Source organism: Enterobacter sp. RHBSTW-00318, from assembly GCF_014101375.1.
Lineage (GTDB): Bacteria > Pseudomonadota > Gammaproteobacteria > Enterobacterales > Enterobacteriaceae > Enterobacter > Enterobacter ludwigii.
Window position 1 is genome coordinate 1,202,325 of the sequence record NZ_JABXQH010000001.1, and the last position, 25,804, is coordinate 1,228,128.

Genomic DNA, 25,804 nt, shown 5'->3' on the forward strand with positions numbered 1-25,804 from the left:
ATGCAATCACGGTTTATGTATTATTCCCTTAATAAATAAACCAAAGAGTGCGGTAATTTTTCATTTTCTGAAGCGCACCTCTGGGTACGCTTCAAAAAACAAAAAGCAGAATTAATAAGAGGAACGAGGTTTTATCTCCTGATATTTCGCCCAGACCTTGCGGGCATAATTCATGCGCTTTGAATAATTCTCTTTTTTCACTCCCGCGTTATAAGCCCCGACGGCTTCCCAGTTATAGCCATATACGTTGATCATCGTCGACAGTATTGACGCGCCCACCATAATGGAGGTGCAGGGCTCGGTCACAAGCCGGTTCTCGTCAATGCCCTGGCGCTGCAGTTCGCTGAAATGCGTGCTGTTAATCTGCATTAATCCCACGTCCCGTGAGCCATCCTGATTCCACCCCACGGCATTCGGATTCATACCGGATTCCACCTGCGCAATGGCATATAATAAATACGGATCGACATGATAATAATGCGCCGCTTTATCCCAGCAATTTGCTGTCGCACTCTGACTTAAAATAAGCAATAACAATAAAAAGCGTTTCATCTCATTACCTGTTTATTTACTGACGATCCTTCTCCTTGCGCACGCTGTCTTATTCCGGAAGGGGTTGACCACACCCGAAACGGGGTGTGGTCAACGATTGCAGGCGATATCAAACCCGCAACCTCAGGCTAAGAAGGTTATTTGCAGTCTGCTGACGCGCCTTCTTTCACCCATACATCGCTGTTACCTGGTTTATCACCCCGGGTCCACCATTTCGCACGGTAGACATACCCCTGGTAGGTGGTCGTATCGCCACCGTTGTAAACCACATCTGAACGCCAGTTCATTTTCACCTGGCTGACCAGCTCCCACGCATCCGCGTCAAAGCCAGGTTTATTGCCCTGTGTCCAGTACTTCGCTTTCCACACCAGGTTGTCGGCGCTCACGGTGTCACCACTGTTGTAGATTTTGCTCGCACTCCAGGCCGGGTACTGGCTGGCATTGGCATCAACAGGTGCATCACAGCTGCCGGTGGCAGAGCCTTCATCAGAAGGTGGCGTGACCTCATCGGCTGGTGGTGTCACCTCGTCAGATGGCGGCGTGACCTCATCGGCTGGTGGTGTCACCTCGTCAGATGGCGGCGTGACCTCATCGGCTGCTTTTGGCGTGACAATAACCTGCACGTTCGATTGAACGCTGGTTTTACCGTCGCTGACCACCACGCTCAGGGTGTAGGTGGAATCGGAAGCGACAGCCGGTGCAGTGATATTCACGTTCGCGGTGTCAGTACCGGTTGCGTTCATGTCCGCCGGCACGCTCCAGGCATAGGTCAGCGCGTCACCATCCGGATCGGCCGCCTGCGCATGCAGGGCATAGGTTTCACCCGCCTGCAGCGTGATGCTTTCCATCGGGTTGACCACCGGTGCCTGGTTCGCTTTAGGTGCTTTGTTCACGACCTGAACATCAATGGCGTTCGTCAGGCCTTTCGCATCTTTCACCGTCAGGCGGAAGGAGAGCGTCTGGTTCTGAGTCACTGCCGCCGCGCCGAAGGAGGCTTTGGCTTTCGTGCTGTTGGTAAGGGTCACGGCTGGACCGGAAATCTGGGTCCACTTATAGGTAATGGCGTCGCCGTCCGGATCGCCAGACGCAGAGCCATCGAGGGTGACGGTAACAGGCCCGGTCACGGTCTGGTCGGCAGCCGCAGCGATCGGCGCATGGTTGGTGACAACGGGATCAACCGGCGTTGAACCGCCGCCCAACAGGCTTTCGTTCATCGCATTAAGGATGTCGCCATTGTCCGAGTCGATGGACCAGGAGAACAGACCGCCCAGGTTTTTCGCCAGCACATACTTACCTTTTGCCGTGGTAGAACGCGCGTCTTCATAGGTAATCAGATCGCCGGTGGCTTTATTGAACAGATACGGCGCTTCTGCCGCGGCATCGTATTTGTATTCCCAGCCTGGCTTGCCTTTGTACTCGTTCGCAATCTGACGGTAGTCAACCACGCCCGGTTCCCAAGTGCCTTTGACCGCGCCCGTTGCCGTACCGGTGAACGGATTGTCGCCTGTGTAGCCATGAACGCCGGTCCAGCCGCGACCGTACATGCCCGCCCCCACAACAATCTTGCCCGGCTGCACGCCCTGCTCCAGCAGCGCGTTCACGCCGTTTTCAGTGGTGTAGTTGGTGTCCGGTTTCCACTCCGCGCCGTGCAGCGCCGCCTGGTGGCCGAGATCAGTATTGCTCCAGCCGCCGTAGAAGTCGTAGCTCATCAGGAAGATGTGGTCGAGGTACTGCTGCGCCGTGGTGTAATCCACGTCTTCAATTTTGTCTTTACCGGAACCAATGGCGGTGGTCAGTTCGTACGTACGGCCCGTTTCTGCTGACAGCTCGTTCAGCATCGCGCGCAGATCGTGCATCACCGCGGTATAGGTGGCTTTGTCCTGAGCAGGGTTGCCAAGATTTTCCGACACGCCACCACCCCCCGGGAATTCCCAGTCAATATCAACCCCGTCGAAGAATTTCCAGGTTTTCAGGAACTCTTTCACGGAAGAGACGAAGCGCGCGCGGATCGCTGAATCATGCATCTGAAAGAATGGATCGGACATCGTCCAGCCGCCAATGGAAGGCAGCACTTTCAGATCCGGATGGGCTTTTTTCAGCGCCATCAACTGACCAAAGTTACCTTTGTAGGGGTCGTCCCAGTTGGTCACGCCGGCCTGCGGTTTTTGCAATGCCGCCCACGGATCGTGAATGGCCACGGTGTAATCCTGACGGCCCGCACAGGCGCGCTGCAGCGCGGCGAAGCTGTTGCCGTTCTCAACCGTTTTTAACCCGTCGTTGATGCCATCACCACCACAGATCGGAATGAAACCGTACAAAATGTGGTTCAGGTTCGCCGCAGGGATTTTATCCACCGGGAACTCACGCCCATAGACGCCCCACTCAGGGAAATAGGCACCCACCACTTTGTCCGTATGTTGAGAGAAAGTTTTGTTATTTTCCTTCAGGGTGGTGTTCAGCGGCAGCAGATGGCTCCCGTCCGTGTCCGCCACGATGATCAGTTTGCTGGCACTTTTAGAACACCCGCTGGCGTTACAGAGTTCAACCTGCTCCTGATAGCGTCCGCCCTTTTTCACTTTGAAGGTGGCTGACCCGGAGGCGCTTGCGGCACCACTCCACACGGCCTGACCATCCAGAAGTACTTTCGCCGAGGTTGGCGCATCGCCGCTCCAGACGTTCCACTCAACTTTCACATCCGCGCCATCATGGACTTTCACAAGGCTGTTATAGTCTTGCGCTGCCTGGTCAACTTCAACAATCGCAAACTTATCATTGCCACTGCTGAGGGTTGGCGTACCTGGCGCCGCCGCGAAGGCAGAGCTGGACGCCGCTGCAACGAAAAGCGCCAGATATTTAGGCTTCATAAATTTCATTTTTATTTCCTGATAAATTTATTTGTAAACGTTAATGACCCATGTCTTCCTTTAAAACATGGAATAGTTTTTTACAGACTTTGAATTTCAACTTAAGCAATAATCGTTAACCGCTATTTCTGTGGCGCGCTGTATTCCTCCATTAAAAGATACAAGCTCGAATTCTGTGAAGCTTATGTCTTTAACGATACGCTGAATAAATACTGTATTCCTTTCATTCCCCAATCGAAAAAATCGCTAAAAAAACTTGACCGGTGTATTCAGAATGTGGAACAGGCAACCTGATAAACAAAAACCGTCATGCCGGCAAAAGCTAAATAAGGCCCGAAAGAAATAATGCGGTTATTTTTATTCGCATGTGTTGTCGCGAAATATCCGACAATACCGCTTAACGCGGCAATCAGTTCCAGGGTGGGCAGTGCCTGCCAGCCGCACCAGGCGCCTAACGCCGCCAGAAGTTTAAAATCGCCATAGCCTAATCCTTCTCGTCCGGTAAGCAGACGAAATACCCAGTAGAGAGACCAGAGCGAAAGGTAGCCAGCCACCGCCCCCACCAGCGCATCCTTAAGCGGTAGCGTGTGGTCAACGAGGTGTAACAACAGTCCTGCCCACAGCAACGGCTGGGTCAGACAGTCAGGGAGCAACTGATGCTGCCAGTCAATCATCGCCAACGGCAGCAGAAACGCGGCCAGCAACCACAGTGAGAACAACGCCGGTTCGCCCGGAATGCACAAGGCGGTGAGGCCAAAAAAGAGCGCGGTGACGAGTTCGAGCATCAATAAGCGCAGCGGGATGGCCGTGCCGCACTGCCTGCAGCGCCCGCGCAATACTAGCCAGCTGACCAGCGGGATATTCTCCCAGGCCGCGAGATCATGCTGGCACACCGGGCAGTGAGAGGCCGGAAACAGCAAGTTGCCCGCGCCTTCCTCCTCCATCACCATGCCCGGCACGCGCTCGGCGACAACCCCCAGAAAACTGCCCACCATGCTGCCCAGGATCGCACTCATCACCGGGAACCCCACCGGGTAGATTTCCCGCATCAGCGCAACGGTGTTCATGCGGTTTTGCGCCAGGTGAGCTGCACTTCGGCTTTCACGTCACTGAGGTGATCGACCGGTGTAAGGTTCATTTTTTGCAGCCTGACGCCGGAGGTCTGGTTGATTTCCCGCAGCCAGTTTTTTAATTCATACACGTTTACGCGGTTCACCACGAACGATAAGGTTTGCCCGTCCTGACGCACCTCCGTCAGGGAAAGGTTAATTTCATGAGCGCTGTTCTCCACCACCGTGCGCGGGTTATCCGTTTTAATGATCATCACCGGAAGGTGGTGTTTATCTATTTCTCTGCGCATCCAGTTCAGCGTCTCTTTTTGTCGGGTCAGCGTTGATTTGCTATTTTGAATCATATTATCCAGTGGCATCATGCCCGCGTAATAAACAGCCGCGGCCAGGAGGGCAACGGCACCGGTTTTTAAAATATATTTCTCCCGGATGCTGTATTGTTGATAACGCGACGTAAGCTTCGTGATTCGCTCTTTCATTTATATTTCCCTGCGATCATGGCGGTATAAGGTGCAGTGGTAGAAACAGGCTGTAGGGTGAAATCAAAATGCTCCCCTGTTTTCTCCACAAACGACTGCAGTGCGGCCTGGCTTTGCGCACTGACGCTCAGGGTCAGCGCATTTTGTTGCGCATCGTACTCAAGCAGGGAGATCTCAAGTGCGGGTACGGCCTGCCTGGCTTGCTCAAGATCATCCAGCTGCAGGAATACCCCTTTGTGCTGCTTTTTCATGTTTTGACCAAAGTGGTATTTGATATTGGTCTGCTGGCGCATGCTGGGAAAATGGTGCTGATAAACCTGAACGATCTCCTGCTGAACCCGATTTTCCTGCTGTACCAGCATCCAGGCCATCGCGATCCGCGGACCCAGCAACAGCCCGAGAGACAGCAGACCCGCCGCCGCCATCGCGATTTTTATTCCTTTAGACGCGCTGCCTTTCCCTGCCTTCGGGCTGAATTCACCGTGCAGGAGGGTGACCCGACAGGATTGCCACTGGGGCTGGATCAACACCAGCGGATGCTGCCACGGGTGCAGAAGATCCACCCCGACACCGGCTGGCGGTTCGCCGTAACAGCACACGTCACCGTCTGGGGTTTTTTGCATCAGCAGCGGCAGCAGGCTGGCCTCCATTTCGCTGGCGACATGGGGCGACAGGCGCAGCCAGTAGCGGTCATCCAGGGCAACCAGCGTGCTTCCTCCTGCCGTCACCGGCAGCAGCCAGGCATCCGGCAGCACCTGAATCACCTTCAAACCGGCCTCCTGGCAACGGGCTAACCACCCGCGCAGAACATCGGTATCAATCGCCACCGCGTCAACGTCGGCCCCCTTTTTGTGAAGCACCGTCCAGTGAAGGTTGTCCACATCGCCAATGAGCGTCTCTTCCGCCAGCCACGAGAACGCCGCCGTCTGAGAGGCAACTTTTTTCGGCAACGTAAAATGGCGGAAGATCATGTTGCCCGCGGGCAACAGTAAACAGACCCGGGCCGCGAGAGGATGGTCTGCCAGCGCGTCAAGGCGCTCCACAACGTCAACCTGCTGGCTGCCGGAAGCACACCACATTATTTTCCCGCCCTCACGGCTGTCGGGACGAACAAAAAGTACCTGTTTCATAGCCATCTGCTTTTCTTATTCAATCATTCGGTAACGACGTTGCCACGTCACGATCTCACCGGCTTCGTTATTGACCTGAAGCTGGCTTACCACGCGAAGCGTTAGCGCATCGGTGTTGCCGGTATAGTTAACGCGGAAGTACCGGCTTTGGGTGGAGAGTTGTCCGGCCACCTGCGGAAGGTCGTCTTTCACCTGCGGGAAGGCCTGCTCCAGCGCGTTGCTGAAGGTTTCCATATTTTCCCAGCCGGTTTCAGGTCGCGATTCAATCAGGCGAACGGCATCGTCTTGCGTTATTTTTCCGGGGAACATGGCGGCCAGTAAGGCGGCCTGTTCCGGTTTCAGGGTGTTCACATCCACCTTGCTGGCGGTATCCGGTAAGGCACACAGCAGCGTGCTCACCTTCCGGTATGCCGTTGCCGGAAATGCCGGCAGCAGCGTGATCTCAGCGATCGTGCGCATCATCTGGTTTGCGGGCTGCCGGGGGGGCACCACGCCCGCCCAGGCATCGCTCTCCGCCCCCTCGCTGGCCGTGGTGGTATCGCCATCCAGATAGTCCACCAGCTGCGAGTAAACCTCGTGCGCCGTGGACTGGCTGAGGCCACTCCCGGTCAGGAGTTGCTCAACAATCTGCTCTTTCCGCGGTTTTTCCGGCACCGCGGGCGCATTTTGCCCCTGCGCGATGTCATCGACCGCCAGCAGGTTATTCACGTTGAAGCAGTCCTGGGCGTCTTCCACCTGGCTGACCACCGTGTAATCGTCACCCCGGGTCTCCAGCGGCTGGTGCCAGTCACCCTGCAGGGTAAGGGCTTTACTCTCACCGCTGGCGTCGCTCTGCAGACGATCTTTGACCACCTTCTCCTGAGCCTGCATGGCCCAGCGCAGCTGCTGCTGACTCACCTGGTAATGGGTTTTCTGCAGATTGCGGCAGAACTGCTGGCTGATTCTGGCAGCCAGCGCCGACATCATGACCAGCAGGATCAGTACCACCAGCAGCGCGACGCCTTTCTGTTTACGTAAAGCCTTCATGATGTCGCTTCCGCTGCAGGTGGCGCGGCAGGTGCGTCTGCGGGCGCTGGCGCGGCGGCCTCGGGGATATCGCCCGGCGTTGTAAACACCCAGCGCCAGGTTTCCCCGTTTTCCATCGTCAGCGTCAGCTCGACGCCATCCGGCAGATGTGCCGGGTCGTTCCAGCTTTTTTGCCAGCCCTGACGGTAAAAACGCCACTGCAGAGATTTCACCTCGCCGACAATCGGCACCGCATCGGGTCTGGCATCCGCCGGGCTGTCAATCACCGGCCAGACATCCCGGTACAGTCGCCCCTCTTCCAGCCGCCAGCGCACGCGCTCCAGCTGTACGGTTCCGCTCACGCCGTTCAGCGTGGTCAGCTCAAGGCCGTCATCTCCCTGACGAAATGTATCCGGCTCGTTGCGCGGCGCACGCGCCTGAAGCTGATAGAAATCGCGCTCCATCAGGCTCCAGGCACGCTGAAGCTGATTGAGCTTTGCCGCGCTGGCCTCCGTCGCCGAACTGGTGCGCATCGCCCCGTCGAGGATTTGCCAGGCCAGGGTGCTGATCACCGCAAAAATGGTCAGCGCAATCATGATCTCCAGCAGGGTAAATCCCCGCTGGCGTCGGATTTTCTTCACGGTTCCTCTCCCGGCGCGATAACCTGCAGTGAAATAACCGGCTGGCTTTCATCGCCTTCTGCATAGACGCGGATGGCATTCGCCCAGCCGTTAGACGCGGTTTTTACGCGCTGCTTTCGCCAGGCCCAGCTGCGCCCGCCCATGACCTCTGCCCCCTGCGCTTCAGCGTCAGGAAAATCACGTCTGTTGAGCTGCGCCTCCGCCAGTTGATTTTCGGCGACCCAGCTGGCCTGCAATGTATCGGCCAGCCCGTGGGTGAAACGCACGTTCAGGGAGACCGAGTTCATCAGCGCCAGTGCGGCGGTGGAGAAGATGACCAGCGCGACCATCACCTCCAACAGAGTCATCCCCTTTTGCTTTCTCTTGCCGTTAGCCATCGTTTTCTACCGTTACAGGGGCCGCGCCTTGCGACACCACGCGGAAATGGTGCGCGTTGTCGCGATTTTGCAGCGCCAGCGTAAAGCGGCTGATTTCACCGTCCGGCAGAAATAACACCTGCGGTTCGGATGTCACCGTGGCGGCGAGACGCTGCGGCGAGAGCGAGACGTGCATCTCCGGCGGGAAATCACCCCGGGTCGTTATCCGCCCCGCGGATAACGACACCCAGTGACGCTCACCGTTTTTATCCTCGAGCGTCACCAGCCGGTATTTATCCGCGGTCATAACCAACCCCACGATATTTCCGTCCATCACTGCCCGGTCTGAACCATAATCAACGAGGGCTTTTAATTGCTGACCAAATATATCTGCACCGCTGCGTGAGGGTATTGTTGAAACCACCATCATGGCGCAGCTGGCAAATATCACCAGCGCCAGAATAATTTCCAGCAACGTAAAGCCGCGTTGACGTTTCATTATTTCTCTTTCTTATCCAGAGACCAGTTTGTAATATCATCGGCGGTATTGGCTTCGCCATCCGGACCTGCGGAGAAAACGTCTACGGCACCGTGTTCACCCGGGCTGACCAGAATATAATCCCCGCCCCACGGGTCCTGCGGCAGGCGGCGGATATAACCGTCCGCACGGTAGCCGTTGGGAATGGGCGCAATCTCTGGCTTCGTGACCAGCGCCTGCAAGCCCTGCTCGGTGGTGGGATAGCGGTGATTATCCAGCTTATACATATCCAGCGAGCCTTCGAGCGCGACGATATCGCTGGTCGCTTTTTGGGTATCCGCTTTTTCTTTATTGCCCATTAAATTGGGTACCACCATACTCGCGAGTACGCCGAGAATAACAATAACCACCATTAATTCGAGCAAGGTGAAGCCCGCCTGGCGAGCCAGGTGTTTACGTTTTATAGCCATGATTTAACCTACCATATTATTAAGTTGCAGAAGCGGTTGTAATATTGACAGGACGATGAATAAAACAATCGTCGCCATAGATACCACCAGTGCCGGTTCAAATACCGACAGTGTTAACGTAATACGATGCTGTAATGCCGATTCCTGGTTTTCCGCCGCGCGGTCCATTAAATGGCCTAATTCCCCACTCTCTTCCCCGGAGGCAATCATATACAGCATGGTCGGCGGGAATAATTTCGCCTGCTCCAGAGCCGCATAAAGCGATGCACCCTGGCGCACGGTATCCGCCGCCTGCTCCAGCACCTGCCGGGCATACCGGTTTTCGATCCCGTCCATCGCGATATACATCCCCTCCAGCAACGGCACGCTACTGGCCTGCAAAATGCTCAGGGTACGGATATAGCGGGCGCTGTTGATGGCGCAGACCAGCTTTTTGACGGGCGAACCGTTCACCAGCCAGCCGTGCCAGCGAAAACGATTTTTAGCGTTTCGAAGCCAGGCCTTAAAACCCATCATCCCGCCTGCCAGGCTGCCGACGATATAGAGGCCGTAAACCTGCAGGAAATCACTCACCGCGATCAGCGTGCGGGTGGTGATCGGCAGCTGCTGTTTCATATGGGTGAACTGCTCAATCACCTGGGGCACAACCGCCACCAGCAGAATGCCGATCACCGCGATGGCCACCACGGTCAGGGTGATCGGGTAGACCATCGCCTGCGTCAGTTTGCTTTTCATCTTCTGACGCTGCTCGTTGTACTCGGCCAGCTTTTCCAGCACGTCGCCCAGATGGCCGGTCTTTTCACCGGCCATTACCAGCGTGCAGTAGAGCTTGTCGAAGCTGCGCGGAAACTGGCTGAAAGCCTCAAACAGCGTATGCCCTTCCACCACCTTCTCGCGGATGTCCACCACCATCGCCGCGAGCTTTTTGTCCTCCGTCTGTTTCGCGATTGCCTTCAGCGCGCTCTCCAGCGGCAGCGCAGCGTTGACGAGCGTCGACAGCTGACGGGTAAACATCGACAGCACCGGCGTGGAGAGTTTTGCCCCGGCGTTCGCATTACCGGCAGCCGCAACCTCACGGGTTTCGTTGATACTGACGGGCATCAGCTTTTGCTCGCGCAACATCTGGCGGACCTGCTTTTGCCCCTCAGCCTGCAACGTGCCACGCCGGGTTTTGCCCGCGGTATCCCTCGCCGTCCAGGCGTAGAAGGCCATTACGTATCTCCTCCGCGCTCGGCGGTGACGCGCATCACCTCTTCCAGCGAAGTGACGCCACCGATCACCTTCAGCAGCCCGTTCTCACGCAGGCTGTAGGCCTGCTTAAAGAGTTCGGTTTCGATGGCCATTTCGTCTTTATCTTCATGAATGGCGCGGCGCAGGGTGCTGTCGACCACCAGAAACTCATGAATACCGGCGCGCCCCTGATAGCCGCTCTGGCGACAGTGTTCGCACCCCACCGCGCGATAAATCGCATGTGGCGGCTGGTCCATAAAGCTGAACAGCGCCTTTTCATTGTCATCCAGCGGACTGGTGGTACGGCAGTGCGGACACAGCCGACGCACCAGACGCTGGGCAATGACCCCCAGTAACGATGAACCGATTAAAAACGACTCCAGCCCCATATCCCGCAGGCGGGTTATCGCCCCGGCGGCGCTGTTGGTGTGCAGCGTAGACATGACCAGGTGACCGGTGAGCGACGCCTGCACCGCAATTTGTGCCGTCTCGGCGTCACGGATTTCGCCGATCATCACCACGTCCGGGTCCTGGCGCAGAATTGCGCGTAACCCGCGGGCAAAGGTCATGTCCACGCGCGGGTTAACCTGCGTCTGCCCCACCCCTTCCAGCTCGTATTCAATAGGATCTTCTACGGTCAGGATGTTGCGCTCATGGCCGTTCAGCGCCGAGAGAATCGCGTACAGGGTGGTACTTTTACCGGAACCCGTTGGCCCGGTGACCAGGATAATGCCGTGCGGGCGGTCAATCAGCCCTTGTAACTTCTCCCGTTCTTCATCAATCAGCCCAAGCTTGTTGATATCAGGCTTGAGATTGCTTTTATCGAGCAGACGCATGACCACGCGTTCACCATACTGGGACGGAATGGTCGATACGCGCACGTCGACCGCCTTACGGCCAATGCGCAGGGAAATACGGCCATCCTGCGGCAGACGTTTCTCCGCGATATCCAGCCGGGACATCACCTTGATACGCGAAACCAGCAGCGGCGCGAGCTTACGCGCGGGCTGCAACACCGGACGCAGCACGCCGTCGACGCGAAAGCGAATGCTCAGCGTACGCTCGAAGGTTTCAATATGAATATCCGACGCGCCCTCTTTTACCGCCTCGCCGAGAATGGCGTTGATCAGGCGGATCACCGGCGAGTTTTCATCGTTATCGAGCAGATCTTCGTTGTCCGGGATCTCCTCGGTTAACGCCATCAGATCGATATCGGCGTCCATATCGTCCACCAGTTGCTGGGACACCCCGCTGCTCTGCTGCCAGATCCTGGCCAGCATTTCATCGAAGGCTTCCGCCGTCAGGGTGACCGGGACAAACGCGCGTCCCAGCACCCGACGCACTTCCAGCAGCGCGAGTGCCGGGGTGTCATCACGGATATAGACCGCATCGTGAAAAAATAAAACGCCGTTATCTTTTGCGTAGCCGCTGCTACACAGGGTTTTGCTCAGTTCGTCCACGTGATACCTCCGCCTTACTCTTTAAACGGATTGCGGGACGCGCTGGTTTTCACCGATGCAGCACTCGCAGCAGGGAACGCGGGTAACACGGCGTTATCCGCCGGTTCAATGATCCCGAGCTTTTTCTCCTCAACGCGCTGCTGCTGGCGGGCGCGGATCTGGTCATATTTCTCTTTCGACGCCGCGCTGTAGTTGTCGTCGTCACGCAGCACGGTGGTATGAATAAAGACCATCAGGTTGCGTTTGGACGCGTCCTGCGAGGTGTAGCGGAAAAGCTGCCCGACCAGCGGAATATCCCCCAGCAGCGGCACTTTGGAGACCGACTGCTTAGTGACATTCTCCATCAGGCCGCCGAGCACCACCGTTTGCCCGCTGTGCACCATCACTTCGTTATTGATGGTTCGGGTATTAAAGGTTGGGCCAAGGCTGGCGTCTTCCGTTGCGCTGTTGTCGACGCTTGAGACTTCCTGCTCAATCTTCAGGTGGATCATGTCGCCGTCGTTGATTTGCGGCACAATTTTCAGTTTGGTCCCCACCGTCTTGCGCTCTACGGAGTTAAAGACATTATCACCACTGGTGGTCTGCGAACCGGAAAGCACCGGCACGTCCTGACCGACATTGAATGACGCCTCTTTGTTATCCAGCGTGACCACGCTTGGCGTGGAAAGGATGTCGTTTTTGCCGTCAGTTGAGAGCGCGGTCATCAGCGCACCGAAATCACCGTTAAAGAAGCCGGTCGCCAGGCCAGTAAAGCTGGCGCCCTTGATGGTGCCATTTTTTATCTGACTAATGGGCAGGCCGGTGGAGCCGAACTGGACGCCACCGTGCTTGCCGGTCCACTGCACGCCGAGATCCAGACCGTTGCCGTCCTGCACTTCAGCAATGATGGCTTCCACCAGCACCTGCGGACGGCGGATGTCGAGCTTGTCGATCACCTTCTCCAGAGAGTTCATCACGTTAGGCTGCGCGGTGATCACCAGCGAGTTGGTTGACTCGTCGGCGGTAATATTCAGATCGGTCGCCGCGGTGGCCGTTTTCGCCTTCGCGGTGCCGGCTTTGTCTTTCAGCTGTTCGCCAATACCGGTGAGCACCGGAACCACTTTGGTGGCGCTGGCGTACTTGAGATAGAAGACGCGGGTATTCCCCTCGTTGTTCTGCTCGCGATCTAACTCATGGATCAGGCTGCGGGTACGCGTGCGCGCATCTTCCGAACCGCTGATCACCAGGCTGTTGGTTTCGTCATCCGCCACCACTTTGGTGGCCAACTGCGGCGCGTTCTGCCCTTTCTGCTCTTCGTTGTTGAGATTATTCAACATGTCGGAGAGCGCTTTGGCGGAAGCAAAGCGCAGGGGGACGATTTCGCGACGCTGAACACCGTCTTTATCCACGCGCTGGACCAGATCCACCAGCCGGTTCACCACGGACGCTTTACCGGTTAACAGCAGCACGTTGGAAGGCTCGAAGTGCACCACGTTGCCGATGCCGGTAGCATCGTTCAGTTGACGCAACAGCGGCGCGAGTTCACGCACCGGCACGTTTTCCATGCGCACGACACGGGTAATAATCTCATCGCCTTTGCCCGGGTTTGTGCTGTCTGCCAGCGGCGCACCGGCGGTGCGGGCCACGCTTGAGCGCACCACTTTAACCATGCCGTTATCCATCGGGATCACCGAGAGACCGTAGAGATCCAGCACGCTCAGGAAGAACTGGTAATACTCATCCTCCGTCAGCACGTTGTAGGTTCTGACGGATACGGAACCCTGAACCGACGGGTCGACGAGAATGGTTTTGTTAAGGTTACGGCCTACCGTATCGATAAACTCGCGGATATCGGTATTTTTAAAACTCGCGCTAAAGTTGGCTGCGAGCAGCGAACCCGAATATAACGACAATGCGGTCAGCGCCACGCACGCCCATGGAAATTTCTTCATGTCTGTACACTTATTAATTGTTAAGAACATTGACCCGAATATTTTCAAGGTGAGCGTGACGTCTGACGACAACCTCCGCTTCTTTCATTTTTGACCATTCAGCAATAATATTTTTTGCCTTTACTTCATTGGTCATATCGACAGCATTCACTTCGACTGCCACATCCCCTTTTTTCAGTCCTGAATGGCTATAAAAGGAAGAGGCATTCCGGGGATTAATGGCATAGCCTTCCAGTTGGCCTTTTTCGACAACCGGTTTTAATACCAGATAATCATTCAGATGCAGCGTGTCTGCGCCTGCATCTTTTGTCGATTTGGTTACCGGGCCGCTATCAACGCCGCCCTTGTAATAATCCGGTTTCTTTAAGGCCAGCGTCTGCGTGATGCCTTCATAATTCACGACGACACTGTCTTTGTTAATTTCCTGAATAAAGGCATCGTTAAACCCGGTCAGCGGCTCCCCTTCGCGGTAGCTCTTCTGGCCCGCGGGCGTTTTAATAACAGCGAAGGAAAGCCAGGGGTCATCACTGCGCACAATGCCTTCTATTTCCGCCGCCAGCGGGGCTTTTAGCGCAGCCGGCCCAATGTCCTGACGTGCTGCCGCCGTGAAAAGCGTGAATGTTTTCTCTTCGCGGCGGTTTTTCAGCGGCTGCGCATCGGCGTTAGCCAACCTATTCGTAACCTTTTTATAATCTTTAAACGTGAAATACCCTTGCTGGCCGCTAAAAATTAACAGCGCCAACATCATGCAAGGGGTTATCCACCGTGACAGAAATGAGAACCTCATTTTTCATCTGGCCTTTAACAAAGCGAAAATAAGCAGCATCACGCTGCGACAAAACGTGTGAAGAGAGTAATGAGACGCGGTGAATACGACCATCGACTTCGCCACCAACTTTAATAAAGAAAATTATTGACCGTCTAAAATCGAGGTGTTAGGACATTTCTGCCGGATATTTTTACCCAGTTGAAAAATTGATCGCCCCGTCTCCTTACCGTAATTTCACGACCTGTTGCTATTCCTAATCAGAGACGGTAAGTCGTTATGTATCAGAGCCACTTTACTTTTAAAACCCCGCCCTTCAGGATGGTCACCCGCTTATCCGGGGATTTTCTGGTGCCTTATCATCAGGACGTCTTTAACCTGCTGAAAGAGAAAACCCAACAGGCGGGAATATGCGGGCTCTTTAGCGACGATACCTCGCTGTTGGGCCAGTTCAGCGATGCGCTGAAAAACAGCGACAACCGCGTTCTTGCCATCAACGCGTTTCCAAAACTGAGTGCCAGTAGCCTGCTGTACAAGCTCAGCCCGGACACGAAAGCGATCGCCAGCCGTATTCAGGCGGTCGATACCGTGCTGCAGCAGTGGCAAGCCGGGAAAACACAGGCCACCGTGCTGGTCATTTCCCATACTGAAGCCATGAAAGAGACCTGCCGGACGGTGCTGGGGATGTTGCTCACCCGTGCGCAGGAGCTGGGGTTTCATTTATCGGTGGTGCTGACGGGCGCGGAAAATCAGGCGGCGCTGCTACAGCAATCTGATCTGCGTGAATATGTGCATACCCACCACACCTTGCGCCCCCTGACCTGCCGTGAATATCTCAGCTACGTGCAGGCGCAGTGCGAAGAGCACGGGGGCGAAAGCTCGCCGTTATCCCCGGCGCGCGTGCGTAAGATGCACGCAATGACAAAAGGGAAAATCAGTGAACTGAATGCGCTGGCGCACCTGTCGATGCTCGCGGCCTGGACCGAACGCGCAAGCCAGGTCAGTCCGCGACATTTACGCCTGGCGGCCGCAGAGGTGCTGCCCGCGAAAAAACAGGGTAAGCGTCTGGCAACGGTTTCACTGTTTGCCTCTGTGCTGTTCGCGGCTTGCGGCTGGTATTTCACCGCCTCAATGACTGCTCGCCTCCCGGTTTCTCTGCCGGTCCCGATAAGCTGGAAACACCCGGCCGCCCCCCTTCAGGCCCCCGTCGTGCCGGTTATCGACAAGGAAATAGTCAATCAGCCGGACGCGATGCATCAGCTTTATCTGATGTGGGGGTATGACGCCTCGGCGGACGATGCGCTGTGTCAAAACGCGGTGAAGGTAAACCTGATGTGTAAGCAGGGAAATGCCTCTCCGGATGCGCTGGCAAGCGAAGGTTATCCGTGGGTGAGCGAGCTCAAAACCGGCAATCATCTTAACTATGCGGTGGTCGCCCGCGTCGGAGAAACCTCGATGGACTTACTGATGAATAACCGGACCTGGCAGGTCAGCCGCAGCTGGTTTAACCGGCATGCAACCGGAAACTATACGCAACTGCACCGCCTGACGCCGGAAGGTAAAGACGCCATCAGCGCAACCAGTGACGGCAAAGAGATGACCTGGCTTGATCAGCAGCTGAGCCAGGCCCTTTCTCAGCCTGAAACCCACGCTCAGCGCTGGACTGCGGAGATGATGAAACGCACCCGCGCGTTCCAGCAAAAAATGCATCTGCATGTGGACGGTATTCCCGGCGAAGAGACATTGATGCAGTTAATGCGGGAAACCAACACCACGCCGAGCGTATTGATCCAGGCTTCGCATGCAATACCGGATGCGAAAATGCAGGAGAAGCATTCCTGATGTCTACTATCAGCCTTGCGGCTCAGCGCAGTTACACTACCGGGGAAGCGGTCTGGTTTTCATATCGCCTTCCCGGACTGAGAAACGTTTTTGCCCACACCGTTTTAGGACTCCTGGGTCTGTGCGCCATGCTGATGGCCGGGTTGTACGCGCATGTGTATTGGGATCTGCGCCACCCTGCACCCGCCCCCATCAACGCGAGCAGCGCCAGACCGGAAACACAGCTTTCAGATATGCATTATGTGTATGTGAGCAAACCCTTCCCGCATCCGCACCCTAAACCTGCGCCGGTGCATGAGGATATGCCTGCCCTGCAGGATCTGCCGATTAACGGCGATGATACCGACTGGCAGCAGGCGCCTGAAGGAGCGTCTCAGCACGATACCGCGCGGGATACGTTACCCGGAACCGGGGCGCACACCGACGCTTCTGCACGGGCTGGCAGTGACAGTTCCTCATTAACAGAATTGTTTAAGCAGGCGTTAAAAGAACAAGAGCAGGATTATTCGCAAGGCAAAATTCCCGCGCCGCCGGTTGACGAAACGCAGGATATTTCCCGGTCCCCTTTACGTCATAAAGGAGACCGGCTGGAGTAATTAATATTTTTCAGGCAAGGATGTCAGGTTAAGGAGTCGCCCCTTTTCCACCACAATATACTGGCCTTTTTTCAGGTCGGAGAGAATTTTAATAATGGTACTGCGTGCCAGGTTGGTGTATTCCTGAATATAGTCATATATATTGATATCACGCTGATGCTGAACAATCAGTTCATTAATCTCGTATAAAAATTCGCGCACCACCGAATAGGCACTGCGGGCAACCAGCACATCGTCACGCTTGCTCAGCATACAAATATACCAGGAGAGCACTTTCGTCAGTTCCGGCCACAGATTGTTTTCAGTCATTAGCTGGGCGAAGTCCTCTTTTTTTATCGAGCGCACGACGGTATTTGACCGAATGAGGCCATACATGTGCGTGGCGCTGTAAAACATAGAACAAAGCCCAAATATACACGGCCCCTGAACGGTGAACATGCACAGTTCATCAGATTCGCGGCGGAACTCAACGTCGCCACTGACGATAATATGAATATACTGTGAATCACTGGTAGATATTTTCTGCCACTTTTTTAACGTCTTCTCTTCAAATCCTGACGTTGCAGAAATAATTGCATTGACTTCGTTTTGCGGACGTAATTTTTTACCGTAGATGCTTAACATTATTATACCCAATTTAAGATGTGAAATATAAAACTCAGGATTAAGACGTAAGGCCTCAACCCAGGAATATTTTCCTGATGAAACACTCAAGGAGAAAATAAAAGTAGAAATTGTTTACGTTAATTTGCTGCTTTACTTAGCAAGCTATGTGTCCATCTTAAATCCGGATAATTTTAAGTCAATTAACTAAAAATGAATTGAGTTTGTACTTAAGATTAATCTTACTTAAATTACGCGAAAAATACTCACGAGGGGGTATCCCGCAGGATCACCCCTGTCCGTACTTTTCCAGAAGCGCTTCAGCGATGGCCAGCGTTTCCCGGTCAGCCACACCATTCCACAGCTGTGGACGGAAGTGCATTTGAAACGCGGTAATCACTCTTTTCTGCTGCTGGGCTGTGGCAGCCTCCGGCACTTCATAGCCATACCGCGCTAACAGATCGAGCAGCAGTGCGCTGTCCACTTCCTGATAGCGTGGCTGCCCATTGAGATAAAAGTTGACGCGGTCCGGATCGGGCCAGGCACCAATTCCCTGCTGCGCCAGTTCGCGCCAGGGGAACAGCGGGCCGGGATCGTCTTTACGCTGGGGGGCAATATCAGAGTGCGCGACGACGTTCTGCGGCTTAATGTCGTAGCGGGCGATAATGTCTTTGGCGAGCGGGATCAGAGCAGCAATTTGCGCCGGCTCGAACGGGGTGAAATGTTTTACTCCCACCGTTTTTTGCCAGCCCCGGTTTTCCAGCTCAATCCCCACGGAGGTGTCATTAATACGGTTGGTGCCGCGCCAGAAGCTGATGCCGGCATGCCATGCCAGTTCGCTCTCCGGTACCAGCTGCCAGATACGCGGTTTGCCCTCAGGGGCAGGCGGTTTGGCGGGGATCAGGTAGTGAGAGCTGACATTCTTGTCGGTTAACGTCGCCAGCGAGCTGTCAAAGTCATCGGCGGTGTAGTGGATCACCAGCACCTTTATACGCGGGTAAGCCGCCTGGGCCTGATGGCGGGTATCCAGCTCATAGGCACCTTTATCAATAATGCCTTTTTCCGTGGCGCACCCTGCCAGCAACAGCGCCAGCAGGAGTGTGGCAAGCGAGCGCTTCATCGACGGGTTTTCACCGCCGTACCGCTTACGCTCACCATCAGCATGCTGGCATCTTTACCGACCGTTTCGTAGTCAATATCGATGCCTACCACGGCATCTGCACCCAGCGCCTTGGCCTGCTCGCCAAGCTCTTTAAACGCAATTTCGCGGGCTTTGCGCAGCTCTTTCTCATACGCGCCAGAACGTCCCCCCACGATATCGCGAATGCCGGCAAAGAAGTCCCGGAAAATGTTCGCGCCCAGTATGGCTTCGCCGGTGACCACGCCGCAGTACTCGGTAATAGGTTGCCCTTCCAGGGTAGGCGTTGTTGAAAACTGCATACTTTCTCTCCTTCTTTAGCGTTCAATGCCTTAGGTACAGCATTATCGGTTCGTTACGCTATGATTGAAAGGATAGTTAATAAATAAGGAAATCAACATGCGCTATTCAGCTTTAACACTTTTCGTGCCCTGCGCGCTGGTGCTCAGCGCCTGCACCACCACGGTCACGCCAGCCTTTAAGGATATTGGTACCCGCAGCGGCCCATGCATTGAGGGCGGCCCGGATACCGTGGCACAACAGTTCTATGATTACCGCATACAGCACCGCAGCAATGATATTACCGCCCTGCGTCCGTATCTGAGTGACGGCCTGGCGAAACTGCTGAGCGACGCCACCCGCGATCCGCAGCATAACGCGCTGCTTAAATCCGATCCGTTCTCCAGCCGCGCCACGCTGCCTGACAGCGCCGAGGTCACCAGTGCTTCAACGATCCCAAACACCGATGCGCGAAACATTCCCCTGCGCGTCAAACTGACCCAGGGAACCCAGACCTGGCAGGATGAAGTGCTGATGATCCGTGAAGGTCAGTGCTGGGCGGTGGACGACGTAAGGTACGTCGGTGGCAGCGTTCACGCCCCGGCAGGCACGCTCCGCCAGTCGATTGAAAACCGCTAAGCCTCCCGTTTAAAAAGCGTTAACCCCGTAAAATGTGCGGCATTTCATGCGGAATGCCGACATTTATACTCGCCGACATTGCCGTTCGCTATTTTGTGCTATGTTTAGAGGGTATTGCGGGTTATATTTAACTTTTAACGCAGAAATATTGCATAACTATTCTGTCAACGGTACTATCTGCGGCCTCAATTGCTATAGATTGCCTGGATGAGTAAAGACTGCCCCGATGAGTATTAAACTAAACGGCATTAACTGCTTCTACGGCGCACACCAGGCGCTGTTTGACATCACGCTGGACTGCCCGGAAGGCGAAACGCTGGTTTTGCTTGGCCCAAGCGGTGCAGGTAAAAGCTCCCTTCTGCGTGTCCTTAATCTGCTTGAAATGCCCCGTTCGGGTACGCTGGCTATCGCCGGTAACCATTTTGATTTCGCGAAAACACCGTCTGATAAAGCGATTCGTGAACTGCGTCAAAACGTTGGCATGGTCTTCCAGCAATACAATCTCTGGCCGCATCTGACCGTACTGCAAAACCTGATCGAAGCCCCGTGCCGCGTGCTGGGCTTAAGCAAAGATCAGGCGACCGCGCGTGCGGATAAGCTGCTGGAGCGTCTGCGCCTCAAGCCTTACAGCGACCGCTATCCGCTGCACCTGTCCGGTGGTCAGCAGCAACGTGTGGCGATTGCCCGTGCGCTGATGATGGAGCCTGCGGTACTGCTGTTTGATGAACCGACCGCGGCGCTGGATCCCGAAATTACCGCCCAGATCGTGAGCATCATTCGCGAGCTGGCGGAAACCCATATTACTCAGGTCATCGTAACCCATGAAGTGGAAGTGGCGCGCAAAACGGCCAGCCGCGTGGTCTACATGGAAAACGGGTATATCGTTGAGCAAGGTGATGCGAGCTGCTTCTCAAACCCGCAAACCGATGCGTTCAAAAACTATTTATCTCATTGATTGTGTCAGGGGAAATGATAATGAAAAAAGTATTACTTGCCGCGCTGCTCGCCAGCGTCACCCTTTCCGCTACCGCAGCCCAGACGATTCGTTTCGCGACTGAAGCGTCTTATCCTCCGTTTGAATCCATTGATGCGAACAATAAAATTGTCGGCTTTGACGTGGATCTGGCAAACGCCCTGTGTAAAGAGATCGACGCAACCTGTACCTTCAGCAACCAGGCGTTCGACAGCCTGATCCCAAGCCTGAAGTTCCGCCGTATCGACGCCGTTATGGCCGGAATGGATATCACCCCTGAGCGCGAAAAACAGGTTCTCTTCACCACCCCTTACTACGACAACTCTGCCCTGTTTATTGGTCAGAAAGGCAAATTCACGTCGGTTGATCAGCTGAAAGGCAAGAAAGTGGGCGTGCAGAACGGCACCACGCACCAGAAATTCATCATGGATAAACACCCGGAAATCACCACCGTTCCGTATGACAGCTACCAGAATGCGAAGCTGGATCTGCAGAACGGCCGTATTGATGGCGTGTTCGGCGACACCGCCGTGGTGACCGAGTGGCTGAAAGCCAACGATAAACTGGCGCCAGTGGGCGATAAAGTGACCGACAAGGATTACTTCGGCACGGGTCTGGGTATTGCCGTTCGTCAGGGCAACACTGAGCTGCAGCAGAAATTCAACGCTGCGCTGGAAAAAGTGAAGAAAGACGGCACCTACGAAACCATCTACAAAAAATGGTTCCAGAAGTAATTCCTGATGAATGAAATTTTTCCTTTAGCAAGCGCCGCCGGGATGACCGTCGGCCTTGCCGTTTGCGCACTGATTATCGGCCTTGTGCTGGCGATGATCTTTGCGGTATGGGAATCAGCAAAATGGTTCCCTGTCGCATGGGCCGGCTCAGCGCTGGTCACCGTGCTGCGTGGGCTGCCTGAAATTCTGGTGGTCCTGTTTATCTATTTTGGCTCCTCGCAGCTGCTGTTAACGCTGTCGGACGGCTTCACCCTCAATCTGGGTGTGGTGCAGATCCCGGTGCAGATGCAGATTGAGAACTTTGACGTCAGCCCGTTCCTGTGCGGCGTGATTGCCCTCTCTCTGCTCTATTCCGCGTATGCTTCGCAAACCCTGCGCGGTGCGCTGAAAGCGGTTCCGCAGGGACAGTGGGAGTCTGGCCAGGCGTTAGGCTTGTCGAAATCGGCGATTTTCTTCCGTCTGGTGATGCCGCAGATGTGGCGTCATGCGCTGCCCGGGCTGGGTAACCAGTGGCTGGTGCTGCTGAAAGATACCGCGCTGGTAAGCCTGATCAGCGTGAACGATTTAATGCTGCAAACCAAAAGTATCGCGACCCGTACCCAGGAGCCGTTTACCTGGTACATCGTGGCGGCGGCTATCTACCTGGTGATCACGCTGGTGAGTCAGTACATCCTCAAGCGCATTGATCTGCGTGCGACGCGCTTTGAACGGAGACCAGGCTGATGCTTGAATATTTTCCGGAGCTGATGAAAGGGCTGCACACCAGCCTGACGCTGACCGTCGCATCGATCATCGTGGCGCTCATCCTGGCGTTGATCTTTACCATCGTCCTGACGCTAAAAACGCCGGTGCTGGTATGGATTGTGCGAGCCTACATTACCTTGTTCACCGGTACACCGCTGCTGGTGCAGATCTTCCTGATTTACTACGGCCCGGGTCAGTTCCCGTCGCTGCAGGAGTATCCGGTTATCTGGCACCTGCTTTCTGAGCCATGGCTGTGCGCCCTGATTGCCCTTTCGCTGAACAGTGCGGCCTATACCACGCAGCTGTTCTACGGGGCTATCCGCGCCATCCCGGAAGGGCAATGGCAGTCCTGTGGTGCGCTGGGCATGAGCAAGAAAGACACGCTGGCTATTTTGCTGCCGTACGCGTTTAAACGTGCGCTCTCCTCCTACTCCAACGAAGTGGTGCTGGTTTTCAAGAGTACGTCTCTGGCCTACACCATCACGCTGATGGAAGTCATGGGCCACGGGCAGCTGCTCTACGGACGCACCTATGACGTCATGGTGTTTGGTGCCGCGGGCGTGGTCTATCTGGTGGTGAACGGTTTGTTGACGCTGATGATGCGCCTTATTGAGCGTAAAGCGCTGGCGTTTGAGCGCCGTAATTAATCACCGATTTGCATAAATTTTATTGACGAAGACGGGCAAGTCTAACGACTGCCCGTCTTTTTTTATGAGATAAATAATATTTAATCATTTTTATTGAATATAAATTCATTAAATGGCATTGTATTTCCATGCCGCAGACACGGCGCATAAGACAGACTGACAGACGGGAGCATTACAATGAAAAAGTTAGTTCTGGCCGCTTTACTGGCCACTTTCGCCGCTGGCGCATCAGCTGCAGATAAAATCAACTTCGGCGTTTCGGCCACCTATCCGCCGTTTGAGTCGCTGGATGCCAGCAACCAGATTGTCGGTTTTGATATCGACCTCGCCAAAGCCCTGTGCAAACAGATGCAGGCCGACTGCACGTTCACTAACCATGCGTTTGACAGCCTGATCCCGTCGCTGAAATTCAAAAAATACGACGCGGTGATCTCCGGGATGGACATCACCCCAGAGCGTAGCAAGCAGGTCACCTTCACCGACCCGTACTACGCCAACTCGGCGGTGGTCATTGCGAAGAAAGGGGCTTACACATCCTTTGACCAGCTGAAAGGCAAACGCATTGGGATGGAAAACGGCACCACGCACCAGAAATACCTGCAGGACAAACATCCTGAAGTGAAAACCGTGGCCTATGACAGCTACCAGAATGCCATTATCGACCTGAAAAATGGCCGTATTGATGGGGTCTTCGGTGACACTGCGGTGGTGAACGAGTGGCTGAAAACCAACCCACAGCTGGGCACCGCGACCGAAAAAGTGACCGATCCACAGTACTTCGGTACGGGCCTGGGCATTGCGGTGCGTCCGGATAACAAAGCCCTGCTGGAAAAACTGAATTGCGCGCTGAAAGCAATTAAAGCTGACGGCACGTACAAGAAAATCAGCGATCGGTGGTTCCCGCAATAACAGCTTTTTGTCGGGTAGCCTGGCCTACGGGGGTGGTCTGTAGGCCGGGCAAACCCGGCAATTTCACAGCGGAACAAAGAAGCGAAAACGAGCCCCGTTTGTGGACTCCATCAGCCTGATCCCCCCGCCGTGCAGTTCCAGCATGCGTTTCACAATCAACAGCCCCAACCCGCCACGGTTTTCCCGTGATGCCTGCGGATTTAACGCCGAAGGACGCTCAAACAGATCGTTGCGAAGAGAAGCATCAACGCCGGTTCCATTATCAGCCACCTCAACCTGTAGCTGCGCGTTCTCCTGCCAGACCGCCAGACGGACCTCTCCACCGGTCGGCGTATGCCGCATCGCGTTATCCAGCAGGTTAGTCACCACCCGCTCAATCATCGAGACATCGGCATTCACCAGCGGCAACGGGCCCGGTACATCAATGCGCAGGTTCACCTCCCGCGTGCGGGCCGTGAGTTCAAATTTCTGCGCCACGTCTGAAATCAGCTCACCCATGGCAAAACGCTCGCGCTGCGGTTTGATGCCGCCGTGCTCAAGGCGCGCCAGTTCAAACAGCTGCTGCGAAAGATGACGCACTTTCTGCCCCTGGCGCAGCGCCGTGGCGAGATACTGCTGGTGCTCCTGCGGCGTCAGCGTCGCGGATTTCAGCGACAGCGTTTCGAGATAGCCCAGCAAGGAGGTGAGCGGCGTGCGTAAATCATGCGAAATATTGGCGATAAACTCCCGGCGCTGGCGATCGCTGTCGGCCAGTTGATCCCACTGCAGGGTGATTTTACGGGACAGCTCGATAAACGTATTGCGCAGCGTGGCCACTTCATCCTTTACCGTGGTTTCAGTAGGCTGCGCCGCCAGCTGCTTAATGGCACTAATGCTGTCCTGCTCCAGCCCGGCCACTTCCTGCGTGAGACGTTTGACCGGACGCGTTACCCAGTACCAGACCAGTAACCCCGCCAGCAAACCAAACAGCGCGACCCACATCAATGACCACAGGACGGTGCTCCAGAGCGCCTGATGCCAGGCCATCTCCGCCAGCGCGTTTGACTCTTCGCCCTGCAGAATAATATACAGATAGCCTTTCAGTTCTCCGTCCTGACGCAACGGCGTTGCGCTGAAAACCTTTTTGTTCTGGCTTCGCGGGTCATCGCCCAGTACCGGCCGTGCGGCATCACTGAGGAAAGTCTGCACCGGCCCGAGGTCGATTTTTTGCCGCTGGATATGCCCCGGCGGCGCGGCGTCAGCCAGCAGTTCGCCATCAGGCGAGACAACGTACAGTTCGACGCTTGGATTGAAGGTCATCAGCCGGTCAAAGAGCGGTTTCAGCGCGTGGCGGTCAACCCTGCCCTGCGCATCCAGAATCGGTTCCCGCTGGACAATCTGCTGCGCCAGGCCACCGGACAGCCGCTGCACCATTGCATTACCGTACTGCGTGGTGCTGTAAAGTTGCACCGCGCAGGCGATGGTCGCACAGAGCGTCAGCAGCAGAATAAACAGCAGCGTCAGGCGCTGGCTCAGGCTAAAGCGGCGCATCGTTTGGCTCCGCAAATTTGTAGCCTTTGCCCCAGACGGTGCGAATGATCTCCGGCTCGGCGGCGTCCTTCTCAATCTTGATGCGCAGGCGGTTAATGTGGGTGTTGACGGTGTGTTCGTAACCTTCGTGCTGATAGCCCCAGACCTGTTCCAGCAGCGCCAGACGCGAGAAAACTTCACCGGGATGACGGGCAAAGAAGTACAGCAGTTCAAACTCGCGCGGGGTGAGATCCACCACCTGGCCGTGCAAAAGCACGCTGCGCGCCAGCGGGTCGAGCGTCAGGCCGTGAGCCTGAATATTCCCGGCACTTTGCGCCTGCCCCATCGCCTGCTGGCGCCGGAACAGCGCCTTGATACGCGCAATCAGCTCCTGTACCGAAAACGGCTTGGCCAGATAATCGTCCGCCCCGGTTTCCAGCCCGGTAATGCGGTCGGTTTCGCTGCTGCGGGCGCTGATGATGATCACCGGCAGATAGCGGGTCATCTGGCGAATGCGACGGCAAATCTCCAGACCGTCGACATTGGGGAGCATTAAATCGAGGATCACCGCATCCCACGGCTGCTTTTCGAGGCGCTGTAAGGCATTGCCCCCGTCGGGCTCGTGGGTGATGGCGTAGCCTTCATCTTCTAAGTTGAGGCGCAGAAGCGCCGCGATATCGTGGTCATCTTCCACCAGCAGGATCTGCTTCATGGGTAAGCCTTCTTCAATTCTGATGAGATAAGCTTACCTGATTTCGC

The 25,804-nt window shown here is 55.4% G+C and carries 27 protein-coding genes; 8 read left to right on the plus strand and 19 right to left on the minus strand.

The features are described from left to right. Positions 1-111: 111 nt before the first annotated feature. From iagB to gspC, 14 genes are all read right to left on the minus strand, one after another. Complete coding sequence (gene iagB / locus HV157_RS05940; RefSeq protein WP_014169343.1) at positions 112-552, minus strand: type III secretion system invasion protein IagB; 441 nt, start codon at positions 550-552, stop codon at positions 112-114. A 137-nt stretch (positions 553-689) separates the two neighbouring features. After that, positions 690-3,425 carry a glycosyl hydrolase family 18 protein gene (locus HV157_RS05945; RefSeq protein WP_032681347.1) on the minus strand — a complete coding sequence of 912 codons (2,736 nt, stop codon included), beginning with the start codon at positions 3,423-3,425 and terminating at the stop codon, positions 690-692. A 260-nt stretch (positions 3,426-3,685) separates the two neighbouring features. Continuing rightward, positions 3,686-4,483, minus strand: a complete 798-nt coding sequence (locus HV157_RS05950) for an A24 family peptidase (RefSeq protein WP_150344229.1) — start codon at positions 4,481-4,483, stop codon at positions 3,686-3,688. Next, positions 4,480-4,965 (minus strand): type II secretion system protein GspM, encoded by a 486-nt coding sequence (gspM, locus tag HV157_RS05955; RefSeq protein ID WP_020884851.1) that lies wholly within the window; start codon positions 4,963-4,965, stop codon positions 4,480-4,482. The genes HV157_RS05950 and gspM overlap by 4 nt, the downstream gene beginning before the upstream one ends. Next, positions 4,962-6,095, minus strand: a complete 1,134-nt coding sequence (gspL, locus tag HV157_RS05960; RefSeq protein ID WP_182268396.1) for a type II secretion system protein GspL — start codon at positions 6,093-6,095, stop codon at positions 4,962-4,964. Before gspL ends, gspM begins: the two co-directional genes overlap by 4 nt. Before the next feature lie 15 nt (positions 6,096-6,110). Then, the gene (gene gspK / locus HV157_RS05965; protein WP_182268395.1) at positions 6,111-7,121 is read right to left on the minus strand and encodes a type II secretion system minor pseudopilin GspK; all 1,011 of its coding nucleotides are present in this window, start codon (positions 7,119-7,121) and stop codon (positions 6,111-6,113) included. Next, positions 7,118-7,741: a type II secretion system minor pseudopilin GspJ gene (gspJ, locus tag HV157_RS05970; protein ID WP_020884854.1), complete on the minus strand. Its 624-nt coding sequence runs from the start codon at positions 7,739-7,741 to the stop codon at positions 7,118-7,120. Before gspJ ends, gspK begins: the two co-directional genes overlap by 4 nt. After that, positions 7,738-8,118, minus strand: coding sequence for a type II secretion system minor pseudopilin GspI (gene gspI, locus HV157_RS05975; RefSeq protein ID WP_044868487.1), 381 nt, complete (start codon positions 8,116-8,118; stop codon positions 7,738-7,740). The genes gspJ and gspI overlap by 4 nt, the downstream gene beginning before the upstream one ends. Then, on the minus strand, positions 8,111-8,596 hold the full coding sequence (gspH, locus tag HV157_RS05980; RefSeq protein WP_182268394.1) for a type II secretion system minor pseudopilin GspH: 486 nt from the start codon (positions 8,594-8,596) through the stop codon (positions 8,111-8,113). The genes gspI and gspH overlap by 8 nt, the downstream gene beginning before the upstream one ends. Beyond that, positions 8,596-9,045, minus strand: a complete 450-nt coding sequence (gene gspG / locus HV157_RS05985; RefSeq protein ID WP_014169334.1) for a type II secretion system major pseudopilin GspG — start codon at positions 9,043-9,045, stop codon at positions 8,596-8,598. Before gspG ends, gspH begins: the two co-directional genes overlap by 1 nt. 3 nt (positions 9,046-9,048) lie before the next feature. Beyond that, positions 9,049-10,257: a type II secretion system inner membrane protein GspF gene (gspF, locus tag HV157_RS05990; protein WP_032677772.1), complete on the minus strand. Its 1,209-nt coding sequence runs from the start codon at positions 10,255-10,257 to the stop codon at positions 9,049-9,051. Next, entirely contained in the window at positions 10,257-11,735 is a 1,479-nt protein-coding gene (gene gspE / locus HV157_RS05995) for a type II secretion system ATPase GspE (protein ID WP_040017032.1), read from the minus strand. The genes gspF and gspE overlap by 1 nt, the downstream gene beginning before the upstream one ends. 14 nt (positions 11,736-11,749) lie before the next feature. Continuing rightward, positions 11,750-13,666: a type II secretion system secretin GspD gene (gspD, locus tag HV157_RS06000; protein WP_047742434.1), complete on the minus strand. Its 1,917-nt coding sequence runs from the start codon at positions 13,664-13,666 to the stop codon at positions 11,750-11,752. A gap of 13 nt (positions 13,667-13,679) precedes the next feature. After that, positions 13,680-14,411: a type II secretion system protein GspC gene (gspC, locus tag HV157_RS06005; RefSeq protein ID WP_182268656.1), complete on the minus strand. Its 732-nt coding sequence runs from the start codon at positions 14,409-14,411 to the stop codon at positions 13,680-13,682. 300 nt (positions 14,412-14,711) lie between these two features. Here gspC and HV157_RS06010 point away from each other — a divergent pair, with 300 nt between their 5' ends. Continuing rightward, on the plus strand, positions 14,712-16,274 hold the full coding sequence (locus tag HV157_RS06010; protein ID WP_182268393.1) for an ExeA family protein: 1,563 nt from the start codon (positions 14,712-14,714) through the stop codon (positions 16,272-16,274). Then, the gene (locus tag HV157_RS06015) at positions 16,274-16,870 is read left to right on the plus strand and encodes a hypothetical protein (protein ID WP_182268392.1); all 597 of its coding nucleotides are present in this window, start codon (positions 16,274-16,276) and stop codon (positions 16,868-16,870) included. The genes HV157_RS06010 and HV157_RS06015 overlap by 1 nt, the downstream gene beginning before the upstream one ends. Here the strand turns inward: HV157_RS06015 and HV157_RS06020 are convergent, their stop codons facing one another. The 3 genes from HV157_RS06020 to HV157_RS06030 form a co-directional block, all read right to left on the minus strand. Next, positions 16,871-17,494, minus strand: coding sequence for a helix-turn-helix domain-containing protein (locus HV157_RS06020; protein WP_020884862.1), 624 nt, complete (start codon positions 17,492-17,494; stop codon positions 16,871-16,873). Positions 17,495-17,762: 268 nt separating this feature from the next. After that, positions 17,763-18,593: an N-acetylmuramoyl-L-alanine amidase gene (locus tag HV157_RS06025; protein ID WP_049022068.1), complete on the minus strand. Its 831-nt coding sequence runs from the start codon at positions 18,591-18,593 to the stop codon at positions 17,763-17,765. Next, positions 18,590-18,913: a heavy metal-binding domain-containing protein gene (locus HV157_RS06030; protein ID WP_006174327.1), complete on the minus strand. Its 324-nt coding sequence runs from the start codon at positions 18,911-18,913 to the stop codon at positions 18,590-18,592. The genes HV157_RS06025 and HV157_RS06030 overlap by 4 nt, the downstream gene beginning before the upstream one ends. 97 nt (positions 18,914-19,010) lie before the next feature. On the opposite strand from HV157_RS06030, the gene HV157_RS06035 reads away from it, so the two are divergent. From HV157_RS06035 to artJ, 6 genes are all read left to right on the plus strand, one after another. After that, positions 19,011-19,529, plus strand: a complete 519-nt coding sequence (locus HV157_RS06035; RefSeq protein ID WP_014169325.1) for a lipoprotein — start codon at positions 19,011-19,013, stop codon at positions 19,527-19,529. A gap of 226 nt (positions 19,530-19,755) precedes the next feature. After that, entirely contained in the window at positions 19,756-20,484 is a 729-nt protein-coding gene (artP, locus tag HV157_RS06040; protein WP_163304936.1) for an arginine ABC transporter ATP-binding protein ArtP, read from the plus strand. 20 nt (positions 20,485-20,504) lie between these two features. Then, positions 20,505-21,236: an arginine ABC transporter substrate-binding protein ArtI gene (gene artI / locus HV157_RS06045; RefSeq protein WP_020884864.1), complete on the plus strand. Its 732-nt coding sequence runs from the start codon at positions 20,505-20,507 to the stop codon at positions 21,234-21,236. Between the two features lie 6 nt (positions 21,237-21,242). Further along, on the plus strand, positions 21,243-21,959 hold the full coding sequence (artQ, locus tag HV157_RS06050) for an arginine ABC transporter permease ArtQ (RefSeq protein WP_014169322.1): 717 nt from the start codon (positions 21,243-21,245) through the stop codon (positions 21,957-21,959). Beyond that, the gene (gene artM, locus HV157_RS06055; protein ID WP_014169321.1) at positions 21,959-22,627 is read left to right on the plus strand and encodes an arginine ABC transporter permease ArtM; all 669 of its coding nucleotides are present in this window, start codon (positions 21,959-21,961) and stop codon (positions 22,625-22,627) included. The genes artQ and artM overlap by 1 nt, the downstream gene beginning before the upstream one ends. A 177-nt stretch (positions 22,628-22,804) precedes the next feature. Next, positions 22,805-23,536 carry an arginine ABC transporter substrate-binding protein ArtJ gene (gene artJ, locus HV157_RS06060; RefSeq protein ID WP_182268391.1) on the plus strand — a complete coding sequence of 244 codons (732 nt, stop codon included), beginning with the start codon at positions 22,805-22,807 and terminating at the stop codon, positions 23,534-23,536. 63 nt (positions 23,537-23,599) lie between these two features. Here artJ and HV157_RS06065 read toward each other — a convergent pair whose 3' ends face one another. Next, a complete protein-coding gene (locus tag HV157_RS06065; RefSeq protein WP_182268390.1) occupies positions 23,600-25,066 on the minus strand; it encodes an ATP-binding protein in 1,467 nt (488 codons plus the stop codon). Further along, positions 25,053-25,757 (minus strand): response regulator transcription factor, encoded by a 705-nt coding sequence (locus HV157_RS06070; protein ID WP_014169317.1) that lies wholly within the window; start codon positions 25,755-25,757, stop codon positions 25,053-25,055. Before HV157_RS06070 ends, HV157_RS06065 begins: the two co-directional genes overlap by 14 nt. Between the last annotated feature and the right edge of the window lie 47 nt (positions 25,758-25,804).

What these genes read in the sequence shown, in the direction of transcription:
- HV157_RS06010 (WP_182268393.1), top strand. Translation starts at nt 14,712, where the DNA reads ATGTATCAGAGCCACTTTACTTTTAAAACCCCGCCCTTCAGGATGGTC.
- HV157_RS06025 (WP_049022068.1), bottom strand. Translation starts at nt 18,593, where the DNA reads ATGAAGCGCTCGCTTGCCACACTCCTGCTGGCGCTGTTGCTGGCAGGG.
- gspK (WP_182268395.1), bottom strand. Translation starts at nt 7,121, where the DNA reads ATGAAGGCTTTACGTAAACAGAAAGGCGTCGCGCTGCTGGTGGTACTG.
- artP (WP_163304936.1), top strand. Translation starts at nt 19,756, where the DNA reads ATGAGTATTAAACTAAACGGCATTAACTGCTTCTACGGCGCACACCAG.
- HV157_RS06065 (WP_182268390.1), bottom strand. Translation starts at nt 25,066, where the DNA reads ATGCGCCGCTTTAGCCTGAGCCAGCGCCTGACGCTGCTGTTTATTCTG.
- gspD (WP_047742434.1), bottom strand. Translation starts at nt 13,666, where the DNA reads ATGAAGAAATTTCCATGGGCGTGCGTGGCGCTGACCGCATTGTCGTTA.
- HV157_RS06030 (WP_006174327.1), bottom strand. Translation starts at nt 18,913, where the DNA reads ATGCAGTTTTCAACAACGCCTACCCTGGAAGGGCAACCTATTACCGAG.
- gspG (WP_014169334.1), bottom strand. Translation starts at nt 9,045, where the DNA reads ATGGCTATAAAACGTAAACACCTGGCTCGCCAGGCGGGCTTCACCTTG.
- HV157_RS06020 (WP_020884862.1), bottom strand. Translation starts at nt 17,494, where the DNA reads ATGTTAAGCATCTACGGTAAAAAATTACGTCCGCAAAACGAAGTCAAT.
- HV157_RS05950 (WP_150344229.1), bottom strand. Translation starts at nt 4,483, where the DNA reads ATGAACACCGTTGCGCTGATGCGGGAAATCTACCCGGTGGGGTTCCCG.
- gspI (WP_044868487.1), bottom strand. Translation starts at nt 8,118, where the DNA reads ATGGCTAACGGCAAGAGAAAGCAAAAGGGGATGACTCTGTTGGAGGTG.
- gspM (WP_020884851.1), bottom strand. Translation starts at nt 4,965, where the DNA reads ATGAAAGAGCGAATCACGAAGCTTACGTCGCGTTATCAACAATACAGC.
- gspF (WP_032677772.1), bottom strand. Translation starts at nt 10,257, where the DNA reads ATGGCCTTCTACGCCTGGACGGCGAGGGATACCGCGGGCAAAACCCGG.
- gspL (WP_182268396.1), bottom strand. Translation starts at nt 6,095, where the DNA reads ATGAAACAGGTACTTTTTGTTCGTCCCGACAGCCGTGAGGGCGGGAAA.
- HV157_RS05945 (WP_032681347.1), bottom strand. Translation starts at nt 3,425, where the DNA reads ATGAAATTTATGAAGCCTAAATATCTGGCGCTTTTCGTTGCAGCGGCG.
- HV157_RS06070 (WP_014169317.1), bottom strand. Translation starts at nt 25,757, where the DNA reads ATGAAGCAGATCCTGCTGGTGGAAGATGACCACGATATCGCGGCGCTT.
- HV157_RS06015 (WP_182268392.1), top strand. Translation starts at nt 16,274, where the DNA reads ATGTCTACTATCAGCCTTGCGGCTCAGCGCAGTTACACTACCGGGGAA.
- HV157_RS06035 (WP_014169325.1), top strand. Translation starts at nt 19,011, where the DNA reads ATGCGCTATTCAGCTTTAACACTTTTCGTGCCCTGCGCGCTGGTGCTC.
- artQ (WP_014169322.1), top strand. Translation starts at nt 21,243, where the DNA reads ATGAATGAAATTTTTCCTTTAGCAAGCGCCGCCGGGATGACCGTCGGC.
- gspH (WP_182268394.1), bottom strand. Translation starts at nt 8,596, where the DNA reads ATGAAACGTCAACGCGGCTTTACGTTGCTGGAAATTATTCTGGCGCTG.
- gspC (WP_182268656.1), bottom strand. Translation starts at nt 14,411, where the DNA reads ATGTTGGCGCTGTTAATTTTTAGCGGCCAGCAAGGGTATTTCACGTTT.
- iagB (WP_014169343.1), bottom strand. Translation starts at nt 552, where the DNA reads ATGAAACGCTTTTTATTGTTATTGCTTATTTTAAGTCAGAGTGCGACA.
- artJ (WP_182268391.1), top strand. Translation starts at nt 22,805, where the DNA reads ATGAAAAAGTTAGTTCTGGCCGCTTTACTGGCCACTTTCGCCGCTGGC.
- artI (WP_020884864.1), top strand. Translation starts at nt 20,505, where the DNA reads ATGAAAAAAGTATTACTTGCCGCGCTGCTCGCCAGCGTCACCCTTTCC.
- artM (WP_014169321.1), top strand. Translation starts at nt 21,959, where the DNA reads ATGCTTGAATATTTTCCGGAGCTGATGAAAGGGCTGCACACCAGCCTG.